The organism is Streptomyces sp. NPDC048637 (genome assembly GCF_040650675.1).
Classification (GTDB): domain Bacteria; phylum Actinomycetota; class Actinomycetes; order Streptomycetales; family Streptomycetaceae; genus Streptomyces.
Map to the genome: position 1 here is coordinate 68300 of NZ_JBEZHQ010000037.1, position 23321 is coordinate 91620.

Below are 23321 nucleotides of genomic sequence, written 5' to 3' on the forward strand. Positions count from 1 at the left end.
TACTTCCCATACTCTGAGATCCGCTGCGAGTGATCTTCGCGATGCCAAAACCGCTGTTATGGCCTTGCAGGACACCGTGGGTGAGGAGAAGGGGAACGGCGGAATTCTCCATGCCATTGGTTCGAAGATCAAGGATGGCGCGGATTGGGTGGCTGATGGCGGGCAGCGGAGCGACGAAGGCCTCAACAAGGACGTCGCCAAGGGCATGAGCACAAAAGATGCTCTCGCGAAGCATGCCAGCAGCCTCTCCCGCGGACGGGAGATCGCCTTGCAGGCCGCCAGCCATATGGAAAAGCTCGGGGCCTCCTACAACGCCAAGGCGCAGGACTTGGCAGGTAAACCCCATCGCGAGCGGTGGAAGCCGATCGATCCACCGGACAGGATCGTGCCACCGCCTGTGGTCGCGGGATCCATGGGTACCGGTGTTGCGAGTCCGCGGAAGGGCGGCTCCAGTTCGGCGAGCACGAAGACGATCAGCGGTACGTCTGCTTCAGGCGGGATGACATCGCCGCGCCCGGTGAGGACGAACGGTGCGCCCAGCGAGGGGGGTTCTGCCAGTCCGGTGGCGCATCCCTCTGCACCGAAGGCACCGCGTCCTGGTACGTCGCTGGATGGTGTGCGAGGCGGGGTTCCGAGGCCCGTCGGCCCGTCGCGCGCAGGCTCTGGCGGTCCGGTAGTCGGAGGAGCCCCTCGTGACTTCGGTTCGGGGACCGGCGAGCCAGGCGTGCCTTCTGGCGGTCTGCCGCTCGGTGGCGGGCGTGGTCCGCTCGGCGGCAGGCCGGCACGCCCCGGCTCGCCGGTCCCGGGAGCGACGCCTGGAGGTGGTCGTGCGGGTTCGGGAAGGTCTACTGCGCCGGGGACCCCTGATCGGACGGGCCAGGGGGCGCGGCCACCGATCGGTGGTACGGGTGGCTCTGGTGCGTCCGGCTCAGGGAGTGCGCGTGGGCGCCAGGGTGGGCTGACGCGGCGTCCCGGCGGTGTCGTCGGAGAGCCGGCTAAGCCAGGTGCGCCGGGGAAGGGCGCCCAGGGAGGCTCGGGTCTGCATCGCAGTCGTGGTGGCGGCCTCAACAGCGGCTCGGGACCGTCTTCGCGAGGTCGGGGCCCAATGGGTGTGCCGCCTGGTGGACGCTCGGGCCGTGAGGACCGGGAGCGGCGGGGTTCATCGAGGCCGGACTACTTGGTCGAGGATGAGGAGACCTGGGTTCCGCAGCGCGACGTTGTGCCTGGAGTCATCGGAGTGCCGTCCTCTGAGGAGCGCGGTGCCCCTGAGGCGCCGGTGCAGCAGGAGCGTGAGTTGGGGCCGGACGGTTCGGAAGGAAGCGGCAGGGCGTGACGTTCAAGCGGTGGGTCCGGTCGGCGGGTGGGGCGGTGCTGCTATGTGGGGCCGGTGTCGTGCAGTTGGCGCCTCCTGCAGTCGCCGATTCCATTCGCGATCGGCAGTGGGCTGTGGCGTCGTTCGACGTGGATGGCATTCGGAAGGTGTCCACAGGGAAAGGGGTGACCGTCGCCCTCGTCGACTCTGGTGTCGACGGGACTCATCCCGATCTTGTAGGCAGCGTGTTGCCAGGCAAGGACTTTCTCAAGGGCAGCGGCCGTGCCGACCGCGAGAAGGAGGATGTACACGGCACCGCCATGGCGTCGTTGATTGCAGGCCATGGCCACGGGCCAGGTGGTAGAGCCGGCATCATGGGACTGGCCCCTGCCGCGAAAATCCTTTCTTTGCGCGTCAACACGGACGACGGCTTGGGCGTCGGCACTGGCAAAGGGGATGCTCCGGTGTCGCAAGCGATTCGTTACGCCGTGGACCATGGTGCGACGGTCATTAACCTTTCGCTGGGGGATGAGTTCAAGGTCCCCGGCATGGATGACGCCATCCGGTATGCGCAGGAGAGAGACGCCGTCATTGTGGCCGCGTCCGGGAATGACGGCGTTGGCACGCCGAACTATCCCGCAAGCTATCCCGGTGTGATTTCGGTGGGCGGTGTCGACTCCTCCGGGAAGATCTGGGACAAGTCCAACTACGGGCCACACGTTCTGCTCTCAGCGCCCGCCGTGGACGTTGTGAGCGCGGGGCCGCGCCGCCAGTACGGCGGAGGGAGTGGAACCTCCAATTCCACGGCCTACGTTTCGGCAGCCGCCGCTCTCCTTCGTGCGAAGTTTCCAGATCTCACGGCGGGTCAGATCGCCAACCGCCTCGTGAAGACGGCGAAGCTGCCGGAATCGGCGACCGGGTTGAAGGTTCCGGACAAGCATTACGGCTATGGCTTCATCCGCCCCTACAGTGCGCTGACCGCCGACATTCCTGCCGGATCAAAGAACGGGCCCCTGCCCGCTCCGTCGCCCACCCCCTCCGCAGCCGCTCCCGCCGAAGCCGCCAAACCCGGCACCTCCTCCAGCGGAGACCGGTCGGTGTACGTCGTAGCGGCTGTCGCGGGGGTGGTGGCCCTAGGACTCATGGCTGCTCTGGCCGTGGTGGTAATCCGGCGACGCCGCCCTGTCGTCCCACCTGCGCCCCCTGTCATTCCCGGCGCATATATGGCTCCGCCGCGACCGGGTGGCGCCCAGCCGCCGTATGACGGGCAGCGGCCCGGCTCGGGTTTCGGGCAGTAGCCGGGCGCCCGTTGGCAACCGTTACCGTCAAGCGTCCTGTCCGGACGCTGCCTCGTGAATATTCCAAGGGCGAGCTTCGGCTGAAGGCTCCGCCCACGCTGCCCCGAAAGGGGAGCGAGTCGGTCGCATTGATGCTGATGCCCATGATGGGGATGGGCGGATCCGCGGCGTTCTTCTTCCTTCCGGGCTCGCACCCGTTCATGAGGGTGATGGGCGCCGTGATGGTGGTCTCCACGCTGGCGCTGGCCTTGGCCCAGATCGTGCGGGCCCTGCGTGGATCGGCTACGTACATGAATGGGGAACGGCGGGATTATCTGAGGCACCTTGCGCGCGCCCGGGAGGAGGTGCGGGAGACCGCGCGCAGGCAACGGCGTTCGGAGTGCTACGCCTTCCCCGAGCCGGCCCAGTTGTGGGCCGTTGTTGCGCATCGCCGCCGTCTGTGGGAGCGGCGGCCGGCCGATGACGACTTCGCTGAGGTACGTATCGGGCGGGGCACGCAGAAGCTTGCTACCAGGCTGGTCGTGCCCCGGGCAGAGCCGGCCGACGAGTGGGATCCGCTGGCTGAGCATGCGCTGCGGCAATTCCTGGCCGCCTACGGGCAGCTCGATGACCTGCCTCTGGCCGTTTCGCTGCGTGCCTTCCCACGGCTGGTGATCCGAGGCGATGCGGAAGCCGTCTATGGGACGGTGCGGGCGATCGTGTGCCAGCTGGCCGCCTTGCATTCGCCTGCCGACCTACGGATCGCGGTGGTCGCGGCGCCGGGAGCACTGCCGGAGTGGGACTGGGTCAAGTGGCTGCCGCACGTCCAGCACCACATAGCTTTGGATGGGACCGGGCCGGGGCTCCTGGTGTGCCGCTCGTTGGACGCCCTTGAGGAGTTGCTGGCCGAAGACCTCGCTACGCGACCAGAGTTTCAGCGCGACGCCCAGCCGCTTCTCGACCGGCCGCACGTGGTCGTGTTGAAGGAGCAGGTGGCGGGCGTCGGCCGGGAAGAGCGCCTGGGCATGACCGTTCTCGAGGTCGAGCCCGGCAGCGACCTTGCAAGGGACGGCTATGGGCAGTCGGTGTTGACCGTCACGCCGGGCGAGTTGCGTCTGGAGTCCGGGGCCGGTGCGGCATACGAGGGTGTTCCGGATGTCCTGTCGGGCACGGAGGCGGTGGCGTTGGCCCGTGCGCTGGCTCCCTTGCGCAGCCACGCCGAGGAAGACGTGGATCCGCTGGTGGGCGACCTGGACTTCGCCGAGCTGATGGGCATCAACGCACCAGCGTCGCTGGATGTGACGCAGGCGTGGCGCCCGCGCGGCCCCCAGGGCCGGCTGCGAGTACCCATCGGTGTCGATGGAGACGGCGCGCCCGTGGCGCTGGACCTCAAGGAGGCTTCCCAGGGCGGCATGGGGCCGCATGGCCTGTGTGTGGGTGCCACCGGCTCGGGTAAGTCCGAGCTGCTGCGTACGCTGGTCCTGGGCCTGGCCGCCACGCACTCGTCGGAGACGTTGAACTTCACTCTGGCGGACTTCAAAGGCGGGGCGACATTCGCCGGCCTGGCCGACCTGCCACATGTGGCGGCGCTGATCACCAATCTCGTAGAGGACCTCGCACTCGTTGATCGTATGCACGATGCGGTCACCAGCGAGCTGACACGGCGCCAGGAACTGCTGCACTCCAGCGGCAATTTCGCCAACATCCACGACTACGAGAAGGCAAGGGCTGCGGGCGCCCAGCTGGAGCCTCTACCGTCCCTGCTGATCGTGCTGGATGAGTTCAGCGAGCTGCTGGCCTCCCGGCCCGACTTCCTCCAGATGTTCCTGCAGATCGGCCGTATCGGTCGTTCCCTGGGAATACATCTGCTGCTGGCCACCCAGCGTCTGGAGGAGGGACAACTGCACGGCCTGGATACCTACCTGTCCTACCGGCTGGTCATGCGTACTTTCTCCGCTGACGAGTCCCGCGCCGCACTCGGCACCCCGGCCGCCTACCATCTGCCCTCGGTCCCCGGTGCCGGGCTCTTGCAGCACGGCACCGAACCCGCTACACAATTCAAGTCCGCTTACGTATCCGCCCCGCACCAGGCCGCTGCCGCTCCAGTGGCCGGTCAGCGTGTCGTCGAGCGGTCCCCCGTGCTTTTCACAGCGGAGTCGGCTTGCGCCACATTCGACGCGCCGGCTCCGGAGCAGGAGGCGAATCCGCAGGCATCGACCGCACCCGCCGAGACCGTCCTGGACGTCATCGTCGATCGCCTGGCAGGGCAGGGGACACCCGCACGGCAGATCTGGTTGCCGCCACTGGAGATTTCCCCTTCCCTCGGTCAGCTGCTGCCACCCATGTCGATCACAGCCGAACGTGGTCTGCATGCAGCCGACCCGCGGACCTTGAGTCTTACCATTCCGCTCGGAATGGCGGACAAGCCGTTGGAACAGTGTCGCGACATCCTCACTCAGGACCTTTCCGGTCCGGGCGGTCATGTCGTCGTCATCGGAGGCCCCCGCTCGGGGAAATCAACCCTCCTGCGCACACTCATACTGTCGCTCTCGTTGACGCACACGCCGAAAGAAGTGCAGTTCTACTGCGTGGACTACGGCGGCGGCAGCCTGTTCACCCTCGCCGGACTCCCGCACGTCGGAGGCGTCGCGTCACGGCTGGAGGCCGGCAAGGTGCGGCGGAGCGTTGCCGAGGTGATGGGCATCCTCCGTGAGCGGGAGGAGTTCTTCCACGCCCATCACATCGACTCCATGCAGACGTACCGCGCACGCCGCGCGGATGGCCATTACGACGACCATCTGTGGGGCGATGTCTTCCTGGTCATCGACGGCTGGGCCGCGTTCAAACGTGAGTGGGAGAACCTGGTCCCCGACATCGAAGCTCTGGCGCTGCGCGGTCTCGCCTACGGTGTCCACCTCTTCGTCGTGGCTTCCCGGTACAACGAGATGCGGCCCGCGCTCACCGACCAGTTCGGCGCTCGCCTGGAACTGCGCCTGGCGGACCCGCTCGATTCCGCACACGACCGCAAACGCGCCCGCAACATCCCCATCAACCGCCCCGGCCACGGCCTCGCAGTAGGAGGAGTCCACTTCGTCACCGCCCTGCCCCACCTCGACAACCCCGACTCCGGCTCCGTGGATAGCCCGGCATGGAGCAGCGAGCAGCTCGTGGCGCAGATCGAGGCTCACTGGTCCGGGTCGGTGTGCCCACCCGTCCGGATGCTTCCCGACCGGCTGTCCGCGGACGACCTGCCCAAGGCCAGCGAAACGCTTGAGCTCGGCTGCGCCATCGGGGTCGAGGAAGCCACCCTCTCCCCGGTGTACGTCAATCTCGACACCGACCCGCTCCTGGTCATCTACGGCGAGAGCGAATCAGGAAAGTCCGCACTCCTGCGCCTGATCGCCCAGCGCATCGCCGACCAGCATCAGCCACATGAAGCGCTGCTGCTGGTCGGCGACTACCGGCGCGGCCTGTTCGGGCATCTTCCCGAGGACCATGTCCTGCACTATGCGCCGGCCGTCGGTTCCCTGGAACAGGGGCTGGCACAGCTCGGCCCGCTGCTGGGCACTCGCATGCCCACCGAAGACACGACTGCCGAACAGATGCGTGCCCGTAGCTGGTGGCAGGGGCCTGAGGTCTTCGTCGTCATCGACGACTACGACCTTGTCGCCCTGCCCTCCGGCAACCCGCTGGAGGCAATCGCCGAGTACCTGCCCTACGCCGGCGACATCGGCCTGCGCGTGATCGTGGCCCGCTCCACCGCAGGCGCCGCCCGCGCCACCTTCGAACCCGTCACCCGACGCCTCAAAGAACTCGGCGCCCAAGGGATCATCCTCTCCGGCGACCCCGAAGAAGGGCCGCTCATCGGCACTACCAAGGCCACGCCCATGCCCCCGGGCCGGGCGCAGTTCGTTCCCCGCCGGGGTCCCACCGGGCTCGTGCAGATCGGATTCCTCCCAACGGCCTCGTGAGCCTTGCCGAAGGTCACCACCCGGTTCATATGTCGGATGGCGTCCGGCAGGTCTGGTCGGAACTGCTGTAGCTGTGCTGGGGCATGTTCGGAGACTTGAAGTCGTCCCAGGGCAGGTCAGCTTGTGGGGCCGGGTGCTCGGCTGGTTGAGTGATCGCGGTGAAGGCGGCGATGCCTTCGTGCCGACAGCGCGTTGAGCAAGCGTGACGTTCATGACATCTAGTCCGGTTTTGAAGCGTTCCATCCCTCTAGTGATGGTCTCGGTGCTGCTCCTCTTTGCGACCGCGGTCCCGGCTGCGGCTGACACCAGTGCTTGTACGCACCACTTCTCGGGGCCTCAGGTCTGTATCCGCCTGGAGGGTCGCAATCATTTGAATTCCGTGACGGCGATCTGGACCAACCCTTCCCGGGGGACGAAGCACCGGCAGGTCAGCGTCTTCATGAATGGGCGGCGCTTCAGCACAGCGCAGGCACACCGGGTCGGAAGTACGCTCAGCCATAGGTGGGGCAGATTCGACACCGGTACCGATACCAGACTGTGCGTGAAATTCGCCGGAATCTCGCGGATGGCCTGCGAGATGACGAGGTACATCGGGGATCGTGCGCAGCTCTGACGAAACTGACTACGGCTGCGTCACCATGCGCTCAGTACAGGTCACCGTCCGCGATCCGCTGCGACCGCGTCCGCATCACCGTGAGCGAGTCCGGATCCTCTGCGGGCCACTCCCTACGCCCCACAGCTCGCAGGTACGGAATGCCCTTCCTGATGTCGGTGACGATCGCTCGGCGGCCAGTGGCCTCCTCGACTTCATCGCCAACCTGCGGACGCTGACTCGAGCTAGTCATGGCCACCGCCGATGATGCCGATGGTGAGCACAAGAGCAAGCGCGGCCAGGCACGTCAGGTAGGTGACGATGCGGCGCTGATGTGGAGTCACGGGCCCTCCCCCTCCAGAATGGCGCTCAGGGTCGGTTGGTCGGACTCGTCGAATGTGGTGACCGTCCGGCCTCCGGCTGCAAGGACGCGCTGTTCGAGCAGCAGACGGTGCGTGGTGTTGGTTGCCAGCCTTTCCCTGGTAAGCACAAGGCACAGCACCTCGCGATAGTCCGCCTCTGCCCGCATGGCGGTCAGCAGCGCTGCCAGCTGCGGGCGGTGCACGGCGAGTGCGTGCTCGCCGAGGTCGACCCAGCTCCCGGCAATAGCTCAGCCCATGCCCTCGGCGCTCACCCGCGTCTTCGCACCCGGACATCTTGGCCGCACCATCCGGGCCATGTGTGAGAGCCGGCAGCGGCAACCGGCTGCCGCCCCCCGCCCTGGAAGCCGCACGGCGGATCGTCACCGAGACGGATCGACGCATCGACCGATACCGCGCCGCATTGGATGCCGGAGCCGATCCCGCGGTCGTAGCCGGCTGGATCACCGCCGCCCAGAACGAGCAGACAGCCGCCCGCCAGCAGCTCGCCGCCGCGTCGGACGCTCAGCGGGACATCCTCACCGAGGAACAGGTCCACCACATGATCAAGGCCCTCGGAGGCATGGCCGGCCGGCTCCAGGTCGCCGACCCGGAAGACATAGCCCCGCTCTACGCCGATTGCGGCCTTGAGCTGGAGTACCACGCAAATCAGCGGGTTGTGACCGTACGGTCACAACCCGCTGACATGTGCGTATCTGCGTGTCCGAGGGGGGACTTGAACCCCCACGCCCGATAAAGGGCACTAGCACCTCAAGCTAGCGCGTCTGCCATTCCGCCACCCGGACAAGGTGTCTGCCGTTGCGGCCTGGGCCGTTCCGACGTGGAAAACAATAGCAAACCTTCGAGGGTGGTCGATCACCCGCACATGTGGCCGGATGCGGGGCTGTGACCAGGGCATGTCGGGAGTATTGCGGCCTTGGGTGCAGGGGGTGACGGGTGGAGGATGGCAGTGGACCCCTGCCGCGGGCCGTGCCCTCGGGGTGCGCGAGGCGGCCGTGAACCCTAAGGAGGCACTGTGAGCGAGCTCCGCGAGCGAACCAGGGAAGGGTGCGAGCCCCGCGAATGCGGGGCCGAGCGAAGCGAGGTTCAGGCATGAGTGAGTCACAGCCGGCCCGCACGGTCACCGGCGAGGACGAGGTGGTCGACCTCTGCCGGGACCTGATCAGGATGGACACCAGCAACTACGGCGACCACTCGGGCCCGGGTGAGCGGGCCGCCGCCGAGTACGTCGCGGAGAAGCTCGCCGAGGTCGGCCTGGAGCCGCAGATCTTCGAGTCCCACAAGGGCCGCGCCTCGACCGTCGCCCGGATCGAGGGCGAGGACCGCTCCCGGCCCGCGCTGCTCATCCACGGACACACCGACGTCGTCCCGGCCAACGCCGACGACTGGACCCACCACCCCTTCTCCGGTGAGATCGCCGACGGCTGCGTCTGGGGCCGTGGCGCGGTCGACATGAAGGACATGGACGCGATGACGCTGGCGGTCGTCCGTGACCGGCTGCGCAGCGGGCGCAAGCCGCCGCGCGACATCGTGCTGGCCTTCCTCGCGGACGAGGAGGCGGGCGGCACCTACGGCGCGCGTTATCTCGTCGACCACCATCCGCACCTCTTCGAGGGGGTCACGGAGGCGATCAGCGAGGTCGGCGGCTTCTCCTTCACGGTCAACGAGCAGGTCCGGCTCTATCTCATCGAGACGGCCCAGAAGGGCATGCACTGGATGAAGCTGACCGTGGACGGCAGCGCCGGACACGGTTCGATGATCCACAAGGACAACGCCATCACCGAACTGTCCGAGGCCGTCGGGCGGTTGGGCCGGCACGAGTTCCCGGTGCGGGTGACGAAGACCCTGCGGTCCTTCCTCGACCAGCTCGGGGACGCGCTGGGCACCGAGCTCGACCCGGAGGACATGGACGCCACGCTGGCGAAGCTCGGCGGCATCGCCAAACTGATCGGCGCCTCGCTCAAGAACACCGCCAACCCCACGCAGCTGGGCGCCGGTTACAAGGTCAATGTCATCCCGGGACAGGCCACCGCGCATGTCGACGGCCGGTTCCTGCCGGGCTACGAGGAGGAGTTCCTGGCCGACCTGGACCGGATCCTGGGCCCGCGGGTCAAGCGCGAGGACGTCCATGCGGACAAGGCGCTGGAGACCACCTTCGACGGTGCGCTGGTCGACGCGATGCAGTCGGCGCTGCAGGCCGAGGACCCGATCGCGCGGGCGGTGCCGTACATGCTGTCCGCCGGTACGGACGCCAAGTCCTTCGACGATCTCGGGATCCGCGGATTCGGCTTCGCCCCGCTGAAGCTGCCGCCGGAGCTGGACTTCGCAGGAATGTTCCACGGTGTGGACGAGCGAGTGCCGGTGGACGGACTGAAGTTCGGGGTGCGGGTGCTCGATCGGTTCATCGACCAGAGCTGAATTCGGCGCGATTTTCCTGCCTTTCGTGCCGGCTTCGCTGAAAAGAGTGAACACACTGATGTGTTCGTAGCTTGAACGTCATTTTCCTCGTTGCAGTCAGTGCGGTCCGCGGCTGGGATCGTATTGGCTACAAGGAGGAATAATGATCAAGAAGGTCGTCGCTGCTGCGGCAGTCGCTGGTGGTGTCGTACTCGCCGGTGCGGGCCTGGCCGTTGCCGACTCGGGTGCCCAGGGTGCGGCCCTGAACTCCCCGGGCGTGGTGTCCGGCAACACCGTTCAGGTGCCGGTCCAGGTCCCGGTGAACGCTTGCGGCAACACGATCTCCGTGATCGGGCTGCTGAACCCCACCTTCGGTGCCGGCTGCGTCAACAAGTGACCTTCTGACGTCCTTTGGCGTTGTATTTACACCCGTAAGGGTCTGACCCGGCTCGGCTCCGGAGGCGTGCCACGCAATCGGAGCCGCTGGGTATTTCGGCGGGCGGGTGGATCTTTTCGAAGACCGCCACTCGTCCGTATTCCTGTAAGGCACTAGGCAGGGGAACAACCTATGAGACAGGTCGCACGAAAGGGCCTGATCACCGCGGCCGCCGCCAGTGGCGTACTCGCCATGGCCGCCGGCTATGCACACGCCGACGCGGGAGCCGCCGGAGGCGCGGCGCATTCGCCGGGCGTGGGATCCGGCAACAACGTTCAGGTACCGGTCCATGTACCGGTGAACGCCTGCGGTAACACCGTCAATGTCGTCGGGCTGCTGAACCCCTCGTTCGGCAACAACTGCGCCAATGATGTCGGTGGCAGGCACCACGGTGGTCACCACCAGGGCGGGCACACGGGCGCCGGCGCCGCCGGCAGCACCTCGAACTCGCCCGGTGTCGTGTCGGGCAACAATGTCCAGGCTCCGGTCGACGTACCGGTGAACGCCTGCGGCAACCATGTCTCGGGAGGCGGACTGCTCAACCCCGCCTTTGGCAACAACTGCGCCAACGGGTCGTCGGCGACCCCGGCCAGGCCGCACCACCCGGGTAAGCCGCACGAGCCGAGCAAGCCGCACCACCCGAGCAAGCCGCATCACCCCGGCAAGCCCCACCAGCCGGGCAACCCGAGCCAGCAGACCCCGCACAAGCCGGGTACGAAGCCGCAGACCGGGGGGCACAGCCAGCAGGTGACGCCCGCCAAGCCCGCCGGGCACCTCGCACAGACCGGTGCGGGGTCGATCGGCTACGCGGTTCCGGCCAGCGCCGGAATGCTGCTCGGTGGCGCCCTGCTCTACCGCAAGGCGCGCGCCGCCCGCCGGTGACCAGCAGCAGATAGCCCACCGGTAGATCAGCGAGCGGGCCCCGTCCCGACGGGGCCCGCTCTGCTGTGCTCAGACCCCGGTGGCGCTCACCAGGTGGCGCGGAGCTGGCGGATGATCCGGCGGCGCAGCCGCACCTTACGGCTGCCGTCGGGGTTCAGACGCAGTCGGTCCAACTCCCAGTGTCCGTACTCGGCATGGTCGGTCAGCAGGCGGGTGGCGGCCTTCCGGGAGACTCCCCGGGGCACATACACATCGCAGAATTCGTATTCCGGCATCGCATCTATTGTGCGGGACCGGCCCCGGTACGGATAGCGTCTGCACTATGTCTGATGCTGCGCAGCCTTCCGCTGCCGAGGTACGTGCCGCCGCCGAGGCGGTCAAAGCCGCGCTGGACCGTCACCTCGACGCGGTCGAACGCCGCTCGGGGCAGGATGATCCGGCCGTGTACGCCGCGTTCGACGAGCTCGCCGCGGCGGCTGAGGTCTATGACGAGCTGCTCTACGACACCTACGACGAGGTCACCCCCTTCGAGATCCCCGGAAACGAGGCGCTGCCCGCTTACGCGGGCCCGGAAGAGCCGAGTGCGCTGAGCGTGCTGATCCGGCGCGACTACACCGTCGCCGCACCGCAGCGACTGCTGCATCAGGCACAGCGCATCGCCGATCTTGATCCGGACGCCGCCGACGAGGCGGCGGGCAAGGGCGCCGATGCCGCCGCGGTCGTCGGCACCAGCGTGCATGCGGCACTCGGTGTGCTCTTCGGGGAGTTCGAACCGGACGAGATCGCCTCCCGGCACAAGGAGTTCGGCCTGGAGGAGGGCGATTCCACGCTGTGGGTGGCGGCCGCCGACGAGCCGGCCGAGCCGGGGGAGTGGCTGTCCGCTCCGTTCGACCAGGCGGATCCCCAGCGGGTGGTGTGCCGCTTCGACGTCAGTGCGGTCTTCGACGAGGAACTGGGCGAGGACGACCTGATGGAGTCGCTCGACCACGAACGGTGAGGGCGGCGCCGGGGTGCCCTGTGCGCACCGGCGCTGCCTCCTGGCCCGTATATGCCGCTGCCCCCGGTCCGTCAGCAGAATCTGCGACGGGCCGGGGGGCAGCGGCATATACGGGGGCCGCGCGGAGGGAGCCGGGCCGGGGGCTCAGCCGGCCGCCGGCGGCTCCTCGGTGGTCTGCACGCTCTGCTGCAGCAGGCTGCGCAGCCGGGTGGTGCGCTCCTTCACGGGCACCTCGGTGACGGCGCGGGCCAGCGCCTGGTCGGCGCCCTGGACGACCGACAGATGCCGCTCGCCGCGGCTGAAGGCGGTGTAGACCCAGGCGCGGGTCAGCCCGCCGGTGGCGTCCCCGGGCAGCACGACCACCGCGGCGGGCCAGCGTGTTCCGGCCGCCTGATGGGCGGTGAGTGCCCAGCCGTGACGCACGGCTCCGGCGCCGACCTGTTCGCGGGGCACCACGACCGCGGAGCCGTCGCAGTCGAGGTGCAGCCCGGCCGCGTCCGCGCCGGTGACCGTGCCGGGCGCCGTGCGGCCGGGCGCCGGGGTGTAGGCCACGCGGTCGCCGGGGTCGAAGCCGCCGAACCGGCCGGGACCGGGATTGAGCCGTTCCTTGAGGGCGGCGTTGAGCGCGCGGGTGCCGGCCGCGCCGCCGTGGCCGACCGTGATGACCTGCGTGTGGTCTGCGGGGACACCGAGCGCCCGGGGCACGGAGTCGGCGACCAGCTGGACGGTGCGGTGCACCGCCTCGCCGGCATCCCGCACCGGGACGATCACCACCTCCTTGCCGGGCGCCTCGACCTGGCTCAGCTCGCCGATGCCGATGCCCGACACCAGCTCGCCGATCGGGCCGAAGTCCGGGGTACGCGAGGCGACCTGCGGACAGAAACGGGCCGCGAGCAGATCGGCGAACAGCCGGCCGGGACCGGCGGACCACAGCACGCCGGGATCGCCGCTGAGCACCAGCCGGGTCCCGTCGGTCAGCGACTCGACGAGCAGCGCGGCGGTCTCCAGATCCAGCTGCGGGGCGTCCAGCATGACCAGCAGATCGAGCGCGAGGGCGCCGTCCGCGTCCCGTCCGGGGCCCTGCCGGCCGGACAGCAGGCCGGAGACGGTCAGCGCTGCCGTGGCGGGGTCCGCGGAGCCGGTGGCCGTGGTGTCGGGCGCGCTCTCGGTGAGGTGTGCGGCCAGCCGACGGCGGCCGTTCTCGGTGTGTGTGGCGCCGAAGGCCCGCAGCCCCAGCGAGCGGGCCGCGGCGATCAGTGCGGCCGGCTCGGCGCGGGCCGCCTCCGCGCCGGTGTGGGTCACCAGTCCGCTGTGCGCGGCGGCGCGGATGAGCTCCGCGGCCGACGGCGACGGAGCGGCGGCCGCCGCGGCCTCCCAGGCGGCGGCGGAGGGACGGACGGGCCGGGGAGCCGTGTCGTCGTCGGTGTGGGTGTCGGTGTGGGCGTCGGTGGCGGGGGCCGTGGCGGCGGCGCTCTCCGCGGCCGCAGGCCCGTCCGCCGCCGCGGCCCCGTCGCCGGCCGCCGGCTCCGCCTCGGCCGGGGCGTCGCCGGTCTCGGCCGATGCCGTGTCCTGCACCGGCTCCGCCACCGCTTCGAAGGTGTTGAGCAGCCGTGCCAGACCGTCGGCCACGCTCTCCTCGGCCATCGCGAACCGGTCCAGGCCGAGCAGGAGCCGGACCGGCTGCTCTTCCTCCTCGTCGTCGCCCGTCGCCGGACGCGCCCGGCCCGGCTCGTCGATCGCGTCCTGGAAGACCAGCACCGCACCGTCCGCGATGGCGGATTGCAGGGCGTCACCGGGGTCGGGCACCGAGCGCTGGTCGAGGGCCGCGCGCAGGGCGGCGGCCTCCAGGGCGGAGTGGCCCGCGAGCGCGGCCTGTTCCAGCAGCCAGCCGACCAGTGCCTGAGCGCGCCGCTCGTCGCCCGGCCCGCAGGCGGCGCCGAGCAGCGCCCGTGCAAAGCCGTCGGCCTGCTCGGGGCGTACCCCGGGCACCCCGAGCAGCAGCCACGGGTCCTCACTCAGGGCCTCCGCGGCCCGCTCACCCAGCACCTCCGCGGCCTGCTCGGCCAGCGTCTCGGGAGCACCACCGGCCGCGAGGACCTGCCGTACGCCCTCGATCCCGGGCGTGACGGGCACGGCGGGCCGGGGAGCGGGGGCGGGGCCGGTGGTTGCCGGTGCGGCGGCAGGGCCTGTCGCGCCCCCGTCCGCGACGCCCGGACGGGCCGGACCGCCGGTCTCCTGCGCGGTGCGCTGCCGGGGCGACTCCGGGGCCGGGCCCGTGGGTGCGCCCTGCGGGGCGGCCTTGGCAGGCTGGGCGGCGGGTGCGGCGGGCCTGGCGGGGCGGGGGGCGTCGTTGAAGAACGAAGCGGCGGAGCGCTCGCCGCTCTCCACGGCCCGCACCGCCGCCGCCAGCGCGTCCGCGGTCGCCTTGGCCGCTCCGGACGCCGGGCTCTCCTTCGCCGCATCGGCGCCCGGAGTCTTGGCGTCCGTATCGGAGCCTGGCACCTGGGCCTCAGCACCGGCACCGGGGGCCGGGGCCTCGGTCTCCGCCCCGGGGGCCGCAGTCTCGGTGTCCGCGCCGGGGGCCGCAGTCTCGGTGTCCGCCCCGGGGGCCGCAGCCTCGGTCTCCGAGCCGGCGGCGGCAGGGCTGGGCTCCGAGCCGAATGCCGGAGCGCCGGACTCGGAGCCGGAAGGCTGCGTGCCGGGCTCCGAGCGGGAAGGCTCCGAGCCGGAAGCGGGAGCGCCGGTGTCAGCACCGGGAGCGCCGGACTCCGCACCGGAAGCCGGAGCCTCGGCCTCCGCGCCGGGTGCCTCGGCCGCCCCCTCGCTCACCGTCGCGTCATCGCCGGGCGCTGCTGCGCCTCCCGGTGACGCCGCGTCATCGGGCGTCTGGGCCTCCGCGGTGCCGGGTGCGGCCTCCTGCCCGGGCGGGGTTTCGCCGGCGAGGCGGTCGGTACTCACAGCGTGCTCCAGTCGTGATCGGGGTAGTGGTGCACCGGCGCCGAAACATCGTCCAGCGCCCGTCGGATCTCGTCAGGAAGACTAAGGGTCTCCACTGACAATGCGGCTCTGAGCTGCTGCGCTGTGCGGGCGCCCAGAATCGGCGCGGTCACGCCGGGGCGGTCGCGGACCCAGGAGAGCGCGACCTGGAGCGGGGTGACGGCCAGTCCGTCGGCGGCGGTGGTGACCGCTTCGACGACCCGGCTCGCCGTCTCGTCGAGATAGGGCGCGACGAACGCCGCCAGATGCTCCGAGGCGCCACGGGAGTCGGCCGGTGTCGCATGGCGGTACTTGCCGGTCAGCACTCCGCGGCCGAGCGGCGACGACGGCAGCAGGCCGATACCGAGATCGAGCGCCGCGGGCAGCACCTCCCGCTCGATGCCGCGCTGCAGGAGGGAGTACTCCATCTGTGTGCTCGCGAGCCGGTTGCGTGCACCGGGCGCCGCGAGCTGCCAGGTGCCGGCCTTGGCGAGCTGCCAGCCGGAGAAGTTCGACAGCCCCACATAGCGCGCCCGGCCGCTGGCGACGGCGAGGTCGAGGGCCTGCAGCGTCTCCTCCAGCGGCGTGTGCGGATCGAAGGCGTGCAGCTGCCACAGGTCGACGTAGTCGGTGCCCAGCCGCTCCAGGGAGGCGTCCAGGGCGGCGAGGAGATGGCGCCGGGAGCCGTCGACCCGGCGGTCCGCCTCCAGGACGCTGCCGGCCTTGGTGGCGATCACCAGATCCTCGCGCGGAACGAGCTCTTCCGTCAGCCGGCCCAGGAGGTATTCGGCGCCGCCGTCGGCGTAGATGTCGGCGGTGTCCACGAGGCTGCCGCCGGCCTCCCAGAACGCCTTGAGCTGGTCGGCGGCTTCCTGCTCGTCCGTGTCACGGGCCCAGTTCAGGGTGCCGAGCCCGAGGCGGGTCACGCGAAGGCCCGTACGGCCGAGGTGCCTTTGCTCCATGGGCCTTGAGATTACTGGGCGAGCGCCGCCGTCAGGGGACCTGTGGACAACCCGCCGATGACAGTCGGCGCGGCTGGGGGCTACAGTCCCCGGAACAGCGACGTTACTGATGGGTAAGGGGAGCGGCATGAGGCTTGGCATCAACCTCGGCTACTGGGGCGCCGGGATGGACTCCGACAATCTCGCGGTGGCGCAGGAGGCCGACCGCCTCGGTTACTCCGTCTGCTGGGCCGCGGAGGCCTACGGCTCCGACGCCGCCACCGTGCTCTCCTGGGTCGCGGCCCAGACCGAGCGGATCGACATCGGCTCGGCGATCTTCCAGATCCCGGCGCGCGCGCCCGCGATGACCGCGATGACGGCCGCGACCCTGGACTCCCTCTCCGGGGGCCGGTTCCGGCTGGGGCTCGGCGTCTCGGGGCCGCAGGTGTCCGAGGGCTGGTACGGCGTCAAGTTCGACAAGCCGCTGGCGCGCACCCGCGAGTACGTGGACATCGTCCGCAAGGCCATGACGCGCGAGCGGCTGTCCTACGAGGGCGAGCACTGGACGCTGCCGCTGCCGGGCGGTCCGGGCAAGCCGCTGAAGCTCACGGTGCACCCGCAGCGCGAGCACATCCCGCTCTATATCGCCGCGATCGGCCCCAAGAACCTCCAGCAGACCGGTGAGATCGCCGACGGCGCGCTGCTGATCTTCCCCTCGGCCGAGCATCTGGAGGAGACCGGGGTCTCGCACCTCCGGGCCGGCCGCGAGAAGGCGGGCAAGACGCTGGACGGCTTCGACATCTGTCCGACGCTGCCGCTGGCCGTCGGCGCGGACAAGGACGTCAGCGCGCTGGCGGACATGTTCCGTCCGTACACCGCGCTCTATGTCGGCGGTATGGGCAGCCCCAAGCAGAACTTCTACAACCAGCTCGCACAGCGCATGGGTTACGGGAAGGAAGCCGCCGAGATCCAGGACAAGTACCTGTCCGGCGACAAGGAAGGCGCCGCCGCCGCGATCCCGGAGCGGCTGATCGACCAGACCACACTGCTCGGCTCCGTTGAGCGGATCGCCGAGCGGATGCAGGCCTACGCGGCGGCCGGTGTGACCACGCTGACGCTGGCCCCGGCGGGCTTCTCCCTGGAGGACCGGCTGGCGTCGCTGCGGGCCGGTACCGAGGCCCTGGAGCACGCCGGTCTGGCGTAGCGCCCCACCGGGGGCCGCTCCCGTCGGCCCGCACCCGGCCCGGCGCCCGGAGCGCCGGGCCGGCCGGGCTCCGCGGCCGTGGTGGGGGCTCGGGGGTCTTCCCCACCACGGCCGTCAGGCAGCACAACGCGGCCACGGGCACGCTGGTTACGCCCGCAGCGGGGACCCGCTTCCCCCGAACGGCCGAACGGACCGCCGCTCCGGTTGCCGCCCATGGAACACCCCAATTGACTTTTCCTTTACGGGTGTGTCCGTTCGGAGGTGGCATAGATGCTCTCGGCCCGAAGTCTGTTCCAGGAGATCGTCGGCAACGACGATTCCTTCCGCCTGTTCTGCTCCATCGCGGCGAGCGGGGAGGCCCAGGGCGGCTGGGAGAACGGCCGGATCGCCGCGCTGCTGCCCGCGTCCATGCGTGAGCTGGCGCCCAAGGTCACCCGGCACGGCGCCGACGAGGACAAACACGGCCGGATCTTCCAGGCCCTGCTGCGCAAGCGCGGACTGACGCCGACCGAGGTACCGGTGGAGACCGACTACACCGCGCTGCTGGAGCGGCGGGGCATCGGCCTGACGCACGACAAGCTGCGCCGCGACGAGCCGCTCACCGAACTCGACATCATCACCTACCTCTGCCACAGCCGGGTCACCGAGGAGCGCGCCTCCGGCCAGATGCTGTTGCTCACCAAGCACTTCGGCGACCACCCCGAGCTGGGCAAGGCGGTCCGGATGATCTCCCACGACGAGGACAACCACCTCGCGTACTGCCACGAGGAGCTGCTGCGGCTGGCCCGCGCCGGGCACGGCCGCACCATCCAGCGGATCCTGCGGGAGTGCGCCCGTGCCGAGATCGTCGTCTACCGGGACGTCAGCCTGGCGGTGATGGACCATATGGGCCGCATCCTGACGTGGCCGACGGTGAAATCCCTCGCGCTCGCCGCCGGGATCCGGGCGGTGTACGGCTATGAGCGGCTGGCCGGCTGGCGGCGGCTGGTCAGCCTCCGGATGCCCGAGCGGCGGAATGCGCTGGGCGGACCGGCGACCTCCGCGCCGGAGTTCGCCTGAGCGGACCGGACGGCCCGCGGGACCTCGGCGTCAGAGCCAGCCGCGGCGCTTGAACAGCCGGTACAGCGACACCTCGATGATGACCATCACCACGAGGATCACCGGATATCCCAGGTCCCACTTCAGCTCCGGCATGTTGTCGAAGTTCATGCCGTAGATACCGGCGATCAGGGTGGGGACGGCCGCCAGCGCCGCCCAGGCCGAGATCTTGCGCATGTCGTCGTTCTGCCGCACGCCCATCTGCGCGAGGTGGGCGGAGAGAATGTCCGACAACAGCCGGTCCAGGCCCTCCACCGACTCGTTGGCGCGGGTGAGATGGTCGTCGACATCGCGGAAGAACGGCCGGGCGTGTGCGTGCACGAACGGCACCCCGGGGTTCTGCAGACGGGCCATCGGCTCCGCCAACGGGCCGGTCGCCCGGCGGAATTCGAGCACCTCGCGCTTGAATGCATAGATCTCGGCGGCGGTGTTCCTGGTGTCCCGGCCGCGCACCGGAGCGAAAACCTCCGCCTCCAACTCCTCCAGATCCAACTGGAGTTCGGCGGCCACCTCGATGTAGTGGTCCACCACCGCGTCACTGACCGCGTAGAGCACCGCCCCCGGACCGTGCCGCAGGATCTCCGGGTGCTCCTCCAGCCGGTGCCGCACCGCCGCCAGCGGGCTGGCCTCACCGTGCCGGACGGTGACGACGAACGCGTCGCCCACGAAGACCATCAGCTCCGAGGCGGTCACCGTGTCGGCCCGGTCGTCGTAGGTGACCGGTTTCAGCACCATGAACAGCGAGTCGTCGAAGACCTCCAGCTTGGGCCGCTGATGTGCCTTGAGCGCGTCTTCGACGGCCAGCGGGTGCAGCGCGAATTCGGACCGGACGCGGGCGAACTCCTCCTCCGTCGGTTCGTACATCCCCAGCCACAGGAAGGAGTGTCCCTCGGCCCGCGCCTCCTCCAGGGCGTGCGAGAAGTCGGTCGTGCACTCGGTGCGACGGCCTTCCCGGTAGATGGCGCTGTCGACGATCACACCGGCATTCTCGCGCGTCGCCCGGCGACCTGCCAGGAAGGCGCCCGGCCACCTGCCAGGAAGGCGTACGGGGCACGTAGGGTGGCGGTCATGCCCACGCTGATCCTGGTGCGGCACGGCCGCTCCACCGCCAATACCGCCGGGGTGCTCGCCGGGCGGGCGCCCGGAGTCGCTCTCGACGAGCGCGGCGCCGCCCAGTCCGCCGCGCTGCCCGCACGGCTGGCGCAGGTGCCGCTGACCGCCGTCGTCTCCAGCCCGCTCCAGCGCTGCCGGGAGACCGTGGCGCCGCTGCTGGACGCCCGGCCGTGGCTCACCCTGCACATCGAGGACCGGATCAGCGAATGCGATTACGGCGAGTGGTCGGGCCGGAAACTCGCCGAACTGGGCGACGAGCCGCTGATGGAGATCGTCCAGCGGCACCCGTCCGCGGCCGCCTTCCCCGGCGGGGAGTCGATGCGCGCGATGCAGGCCCGCGCGGTGGACGCGGTACGCGACTGGAACGCCCGGATCGAGGAGGCACACGGCCCCGAGGCCACCTACGCCATGTGCTCGCACGGCGACATCATCAAGTCCCTGGTAGCCGACGCCCTGGGCATGCACCTCGACCTCTTTCAGCGGATTTCCGTCGAGCCCTGTTCGGTCACCGCGATCCGCTACACCCGGCTGCGCCCCTACCTCGTCCGGCTCGGGGACACCGGGGACTTCGGATCGCTCGCGCCCCGGGAGGACGGCGGCGCCGCGGCGGCCGATCGGGACGCGGCAGTCGGCGGTGGTGCGGGAGCAGCGTGATCAGTCGGCGCAGTAGGGTGGTGCGACGGCGCTGCCCGCCACGCCCCTGCGATCCGCGCAGTGACCGCAGGACGTGCAGCGACCGCAGAGCCCCCGCAGTCGAGCAATCGGAGCAGGACGTTGTCCCGTCAGGTGTTCTTCTACGACGCGCCGGACCGCTTTGTGGCCGGTACGGTCGGGCTGCCTGGCCGCCGTAGCTTCTACCTCCAGGCCACCGCGGCCGGCCGCACCACCAGCGTCGCCCTGGAGAAGACTCAGGTCGCAGCCCTCGCCGAGCGGATCGACGAGCTGCTGGACGAGGTCGTACGGCGCAGTGGCGGCAACGCCCCGGTGCCCGCCGTCTCGCCCACCGAGCTGACCGACACCGCACCGCTGGAATCGCCGGTCGAGGAGGAGTTCCGGGTCGGCACGATGGCGCTCGCCTGGGACGGCGAGGACGAGCGGATGATCGTCGAGGCGCAGGCCCTGGTCGAGCTGGACGCGGACAGCGAAGAGGACCTCGCCGACGCCGAGGAGCGGCTGCTCCAGGACGACGAGAACGGCCCGCCGATGCTGCGGGTGCGCCTCACCGGAACCATGGCCAGGGCGTTCGCCAAGCGGGCGCTGGAGGTCGTCAACGCCGGCCGCCCGCCGTGCCCGCTGTGCAGCCTGCCGCTCGACCCGGAGGGACACGTATGCCCGCGCCAGAACGGATACCGGCGGGACGCCTGAGCGCCATGGAGTCCGCCGCGGAGCCCGCCGCGCCGCTACCCGGTCCCGCGCAGCCGCAGGACCCGCCGGCCGCCGCGCCGGAGCCCGCCGGTGACCCGTCGGACGCCCTGCTCGCCGAAGGGGAGCTGACCGTCCGCGGCCGGATCCAGGAGGCGTCCAACGCGGTGCTCTACTGCGCGGTCGCCCACGACGGCCGCAGCGCCGCCTGTGTCTACAAGCCCGTCGCCGGTGAGCGCCCGCTGTGGGACTTCCCCGACGGCACGCTCGCCCAGCGTGAGGTCGCCGCGTACGAGATCTCCCGGGCCTGCGGCTGGGACCTGATCCCCCCGACGGTGCTGCGGGAGGGCCCGTACGGCACCGGCATGGTCCAGGAGTGGATCGATCCGCCGGAGAGCAGCGACGAGGTGCCCGAGCTGCTGGCACTGGTGGAGGACGACGAGCCGGGACCCGGCTGGAAGGCGGTCGGCCTCGCCCAGATCGGCGAGGGCCGCACCGCGCTGCTGGTGCACGCCGACCATCCGCGGCTGCGGCGGCTCGCGGTGCTCGACGCGGTGATCAACAACGGTGACCGCAAGGGCGGCCATCTGCTGCCCGGCGCCGATGGAGAGTTCTTCGCCATCGATCACGGGGTGACGTTCCACGCCGAGGACAAGCTGCGCACGCTGCTGTGGGGGTGGGCGGGGGAGCCGCTGACCGACGAGGCGCTGGCGGCCCTGCGGGGTCTGCAGCAGGCGCTGGAGGGCGGCCGGCCGCTCGCCGCCCGACTGGCCGAACTCCTCACGGACGCCGAGATCGAGGCGTTGCGGGCGCGGGTGGCGGGGCTGCTGCGCAGCGGCCGGCACCCGGAGCCGAGCGGCGAATGGCCCGCGATCCCCTGGCCGCCCGTCTGACCGCCGGGAGTCCGTGCCGTATTGACGGTGCCCTCTTGCACGTCTGTCCGTCGAACACAAGAGCGTCTTTCCGGTCAGACCTCCGGTCCGGTTCGTATGCGGAACATCCGTCCGGTTACGCTCAAGGCATGCATGCATGGCCCGCTTCTGAGGTCCCCGCCCTGCCTGGCCAGGGCCGCGACCTGGAGATCCACGACACCGCGACCGGCGGACGGGTAACCCTCGACCCCGGTCCCGTCGCCCGTATCTACGTTTGCGGCATCACGCCGTACGACGCCACCCACATGGGGCACGCGGCGACCTACAACGCGTTCGACCTGGTTCAGCGCGTGTGGCTCGACACGAAGCACCAGGTGCACTACGTGCAGAACGTCACCGATGTCGACGATCCGCTGCTGGAGCGGGCCGTGGCCACCGGCGACGACTGGACGGCGCTCGCCGAGCGCGAGACCGCCCTGTTCCGTGAGGACATGACGGCCCTGCGGATGCTGCCGCCCCGCCACTACATAGGCGCCGTCGAGTCGATACCCGCCATCGTCCCGCTGGTGGAGCGGCTGCGCGACGCCGGCGCCGCCTACGAGCTGGACGGTGACATCTACTTCTCCGTCGAGTCCGACCCGCACTTCGGCGAGGTCTCCGGGCTGGACGCCGAGGCGATGCGGCTGCTGTCCGCCGAACGCGGCGGTGACCCGGAGCGCGAGGGCAAGAAGAACCCGCTCGACCCGATGCTGTGGATGGCCGCCCGGGAGGGCGAGCCGAGCTGGGACGGCGGCTCGCTGGGCCGCGGCCGGCCCGGCTGGCACATCGAGTGTGTCGCCATCGCCCTGGAACACCTCGGCATGGGCTTCGACGTCCAGGGCGGCGGCTCCGACCTCGCCTTCCCGCACCACGAGATGGGCGCCTCGCACGCCCAGGCGCTCACCGGCGAGCACCCGTTCGCCAAGGCGTATGTGCACGCCGGGATGGTGGCCCTGAACGGCCAGAAGATGTCCAAGTCCAAGGGCAACCTCGTCTTCGTCTCCACGGTGCGGCGCGACGGCACCGACCCGGCGGCGATCCGGCTGGCGCTGCTCGCGCACCACTACCGTGCCGACTGGGAGTGGACCGACGCGGTGCTGGCGGAGGCCGAGGAGCGGCTGGCGCGCTGGCGTGCCGCGGTCTCCCGTCCTGACGGCCCGTCCGCCGACGCCCTCCTGGCGGAGATCCGTACGGCGCTCGCCGACGACCTGGACTCCCCGGCCGCCCTCGCGGCCGTGGACCGCTGGGCCGCCGCGCAGCAGGACGGGGGCGGCACCGACGAGGGCGCCCCCGGCCTCGTCTCCCGCGCGGTCGACGCGCTGCTCGGTGTAGCCCTGTAACGACCCGTCAGCTCCGTCCTTCAGGGGCGCTTCCGCCGGCCGGCGGAAGCGCCCCTTCTCCTTGTGGGTTCCGGGACTTCATGCTCCACAGGGAGGCACGCCAGGGGCGCCGCACCGGCCCCTCGGCCGGTG

General features: G+C 70.3%; 18 protein-coding genes and 1 tRNA gene. 13 read left to right on the forward strand and 6 right to left on the reverse strand.

What is annotated here, in order from left to right:
- Nucleotides 1–1329 precede the first annotated feature (1329 nt).
- Both mycP and eccCa read left to right on the forward strand, forming a co-directional pair.
- Nucleotides 1330–2610, forward strand: a complete 1281-nt coding sequence (mycP, locus tag AB0C46_RS32540) for a type VII secretion-associated serine protease mycosin (RefSeq protein WP_362832258.1) — start codon at nucleotides 1330–1332, stop codon at nucleotides 2608–2610.
- 11 nt (nucleotides 2611–2621) lie between these two features.
- Nucleotides 2622–6560, forward strand: coding sequence for a type VII secretion protein EccCa (gene eccCa / locus AB0C46_RS32545; protein WP_362832259.1), 3939 nt, complete (start codon nucleotides 2622–2624; stop codon nucleotides 6558–6560).
- Between the two features lie 932 nt (nucleotides 6561–7492).
- Here eccCa and AB0C46_RS32550 read toward each other — a convergent pair.
- Nucleotides 7493–7717: a hypothetical protein gene (locus AB0C46_RS32550; RefSeq protein WP_362832260.1), complete on the reverse strand. Its 225-nt coding sequence runs from the start codon at nucleotides 7715–7717 to the stop codon at nucleotides 7493–7495.
- Nucleotides 7718–7833: 116 nt separating this feature from the next.
- Here AB0C46_RS32550 and AB0C46_RS32555 point away from each other — a divergent pair, with 116 nt between their 5' ends.
- Nucleotides 7834–8268, forward strand: a complete 435-nt coding sequence (locus AB0C46_RS32555; RefSeq protein ID WP_362832261.1) for a hypothetical protein — start codon at nucleotides 7834–7836, stop codon at nucleotides 8266–8268.
- Here AB0C46_RS32555 and AB0C46_RS32560 read toward each other — a convergent pair.
- A tRNA-Leu gene (locus AB0C46_RS32560) sits at nucleotides 8233–8317 on the reverse strand. The two genes, AB0C46_RS32555 and AB0C46_RS32560, sit on opposite strands and share 36 nt — an antisense overlap.
- Before the next feature lie 307 nt (nucleotides 8318–8624).
- Here AB0C46_RS32560 and AB0C46_RS32565 point away from each other — a divergent pair.
- From AB0C46_RS32565 to AB0C46_RS32575, 3 genes are all read left to right on the forward strand, one after another.
- On the forward strand, nucleotides 8625–9950 hold the full coding sequence (locus tag AB0C46_RS32565; protein WP_362832262.1) for a M20/M25/M40 family metallo-hydrolase: 1326 nt from the start codon (nucleotides 8625–8627) through the stop codon (nucleotides 9948–9950).
- A 142-nt stretch (nucleotides 9951–10092) separates the two neighbouring features.
- Complete coding sequence (locus AB0C46_RS32570) at nucleotides 10093–10326, forward strand: chaplin (protein ID WP_362832263.1); 234 nt, start codon at nucleotides 10093–10095, stop codon at nucleotides 10324–10326.
- A gap of 171 nt (nucleotides 10327–10497) precedes the next feature.
- Nucleotides 10498–11247 (forward strand): chaplin, encoded by a 750-nt coding sequence (locus tag AB0C46_RS32575; protein WP_362832264.1) that lies wholly within the window; start codon nucleotides 10498–10500, stop codon nucleotides 11245–11247.
- 86 nt (nucleotides 11248–11333) lie between these two features.
- Here AB0C46_RS32575 and AB0C46_RS32580 read toward each other — a convergent pair whose 3' ends face one another.
- On the reverse strand, nucleotides 11334–11522 hold the full coding sequence (locus tag AB0C46_RS32580; RefSeq protein ID WP_006607658.1) for a DUF5703 family protein: 189 nt from the start codon (nucleotides 11520–11522) through the stop codon (nucleotides 11334–11336).
- 47 nt (nucleotides 11523–11569) lie between these two features.
- Between AB0C46_RS32580 and AB0C46_RS32585 the strand changes: the two genes are divergently transcribed.
- Nucleotides 11570–12244 carry a hypothetical protein gene (locus tag AB0C46_RS32585; protein ID WP_362832265.1) on the forward strand — a complete coding sequence of 225 codons (675 nt, stop codon included), beginning with the start codon at nucleotides 11570–11572 and terminating at the stop codon, nucleotides 12242–12244.
- A gap of 144 nt (nucleotides 12245–12388) precedes the next feature.
- Here the strand turns inward: AB0C46_RS32585 and AB0C46_RS32590 are convergent, their stop codons facing one another.
- Together AB0C46_RS32590 and AB0C46_RS32595 are read right to left on the reverse strand one after the other, a co-directional pair.
- Nucleotides 12389–15202, reverse strand: a complete 2814-nt coding sequence (locus tag AB0C46_RS32590; protein WP_362832267.1) for a helix-hairpin-helix domain-containing protein — start codon at nucleotides 15200–15202, stop codon at nucleotides 12389–12391.
- Entirely contained in the window at nucleotides 15199–16182 is a 984-nt protein-coding gene (locus AB0C46_RS32595) for an aldo/keto reductase (RefSeq protein WP_362832268.1), read from the reverse strand. Before AB0C46_RS32595 ends, AB0C46_RS32590 begins: the two co-directional genes overlap by 4 nt.
- A 127-nt stretch (nucleotides 16183–16309) precedes the next feature.
- Here AB0C46_RS32595 and AB0C46_RS32600 point away from each other — a divergent pair, with 127 nt between their 5' ends.
- Nucleotides 16310–17365, forward strand: a complete 1056-nt coding sequence (locus AB0C46_RS32600) for an LLM class F420-dependent oxidoreductase (RefSeq protein WP_362832269.1) — start codon at nucleotides 16310–16312, stop codon at nucleotides 17363–17365.
- Between the two features lie 270 nt (nucleotides 17366–17635).
- A complete protein-coding gene (locus AB0C46_RS32605; protein WP_362832270.1) occupies nucleotides 17636–18424 on the forward strand; it encodes a ferritin-like domain-containing protein in 789 nt (262 codons plus the stop codon).
- Nucleotides 18425–18454: 30 nt separating this feature from the next.
- On the opposite strand, the gene corA is transcribed toward AB0C46_RS32605, so the two are convergent.
- Nucleotides 18455–19441, reverse strand: a complete 987-nt coding sequence (gene corA / locus AB0C46_RS32610) for a magnesium/cobalt transporter CorA (protein WP_362832271.1) — start codon at nucleotides 19439–19441, stop codon at nucleotides 18455–18457.
- A gap of 90 nt (nucleotides 19442–19531) precedes the next feature.
- Between corA and AB0C46_RS32615 the strand changes: the two genes are divergently transcribed.
- The 4 genes from AB0C46_RS32615 (at nucleotide 19532) to mshC (ending at nucleotide 23189) form a co-directional block, all read left to right on the forward strand.
- Nucleotides 19532–20230 carry a histidine phosphatase family protein gene (locus tag AB0C46_RS32615; RefSeq protein WP_362832272.1) on the forward strand — a complete coding sequence of 233 codons (699 nt, stop codon included), beginning with the start codon at nucleotides 19532–19534 and terminating at the stop codon, nucleotides 20228–20230.
- Between the two features lie 120 nt (nucleotides 20231–20350).
- On the forward strand, nucleotides 20351–20941 hold the full coding sequence (locus AB0C46_RS32620; RefSeq protein WP_362832273.1) for a DUF3090 domain-containing protein: 591 nt from the start codon (nucleotides 20351–20353) through the stop codon (nucleotides 20939–20941).
- Nucleotides 20942–20946: 5 nt separating this feature from the next.
- Nucleotides 20947–21831, forward strand: coding sequence for an SCO1664 family protein (locus tag AB0C46_RS32625; protein ID WP_362832278.1), 885 nt, complete (start codon nucleotides 20947–20949; stop codon nucleotides 21829–21831).
- 128 nt (nucleotides 21832–21959) lie between these two features.
- A complete protein-coding gene (mshC, locus tag AB0C46_RS32630) occupies nucleotides 21960–23189 on the forward strand; it encodes a cysteine--1-D-myo-inosityl 2-amino-2-deoxy-alpha-D-glucopyranoside ligase (protein WP_362832274.1) in 1230 nt (409 codons plus the stop codon).
- Nucleotides 23190–23321 lie beyond the last annotated feature (132 nt).

Excerpts from the sequence above, each read along its gene's own strand:
- AB0C46_RS32585 (WP_362832265.1), top strand. The coding sequence starts at position 11,570 with ATGTCTGATGCTGCGCAGCCTTCCGCTGCCGAGGTACGTGCCGCCGCC.
- mshC (WP_362832274.1), top strand. The coding sequence starts at position 21,960 with ATGCATGCATGGCCCGCTTCTGAGGTCCCCGCCCTGCCTGGCCAGGGC.
- AB0C46_RS32565 (WP_362832262.1), top strand. The coding sequence starts at position 8,625 with ATGAGTGAGTCACAGCCGGCCCGCACGGTCACCGGCGAGGACGAGGTG.
- AB0C46_RS32575 (WP_362832264.1), top strand. The coding sequence starts at position 10,498 with ATGAGACAGGTCGCACGAAAGGGCCTGATCACCGCGGCCGCCGCCAGT.
- AB0C46_RS32570 (WP_362832263.1), top strand. The coding sequence starts at position 10,093 with ATGATCAAGAAGGTCGTCGCTGCTGCGGCAGTCGCTGGTGGTGTCGTA.
- AB0C46_RS32625 (WP_362832278.1), top strand. The coding sequence starts at position 20,947 with ATGGAGTCCGCCGCGGAGCCCGCCGCGCCGCTACCCGGTCCCGCGCAG.
- AB0C46_RS32580 (WP_006607658.1), bottom strand. The coding sequence starts at position 11,522 with ATGCCGGAATACGAATTCTGCGATGTGTATGTGCCCCGGGGAGTCTCC.
- AB0C46_RS32600 (WP_362832269.1), top strand. The coding sequence starts at position 16,310 with ATGAGGCTTGGCATCAACCTCGGCTACTGGGGCGCCGGGATGGACTCC.
- AB0C46_RS32605 (WP_362832270.1), top strand. The coding sequence starts at position 17,636 with ATGCTCTCGGCCCGAAGTCTGTTCCAGGAGATCGTCGGCAACGACGAT.
- AB0C46_RS32615 (WP_362832272.1), top strand. The coding sequence starts at position 19,532 with ATGCCCACGCTGATCCTGGTGCGGCACGGCCGCTCCACCGCCAATACC.
- AB0C46_RS32595 (WP_362832268.1), bottom strand. The coding sequence starts at position 16,182 with ATGGAGCAAAGGCACCTCGGCCGTACGGGCCTTCGCGTGACCCGCCTC.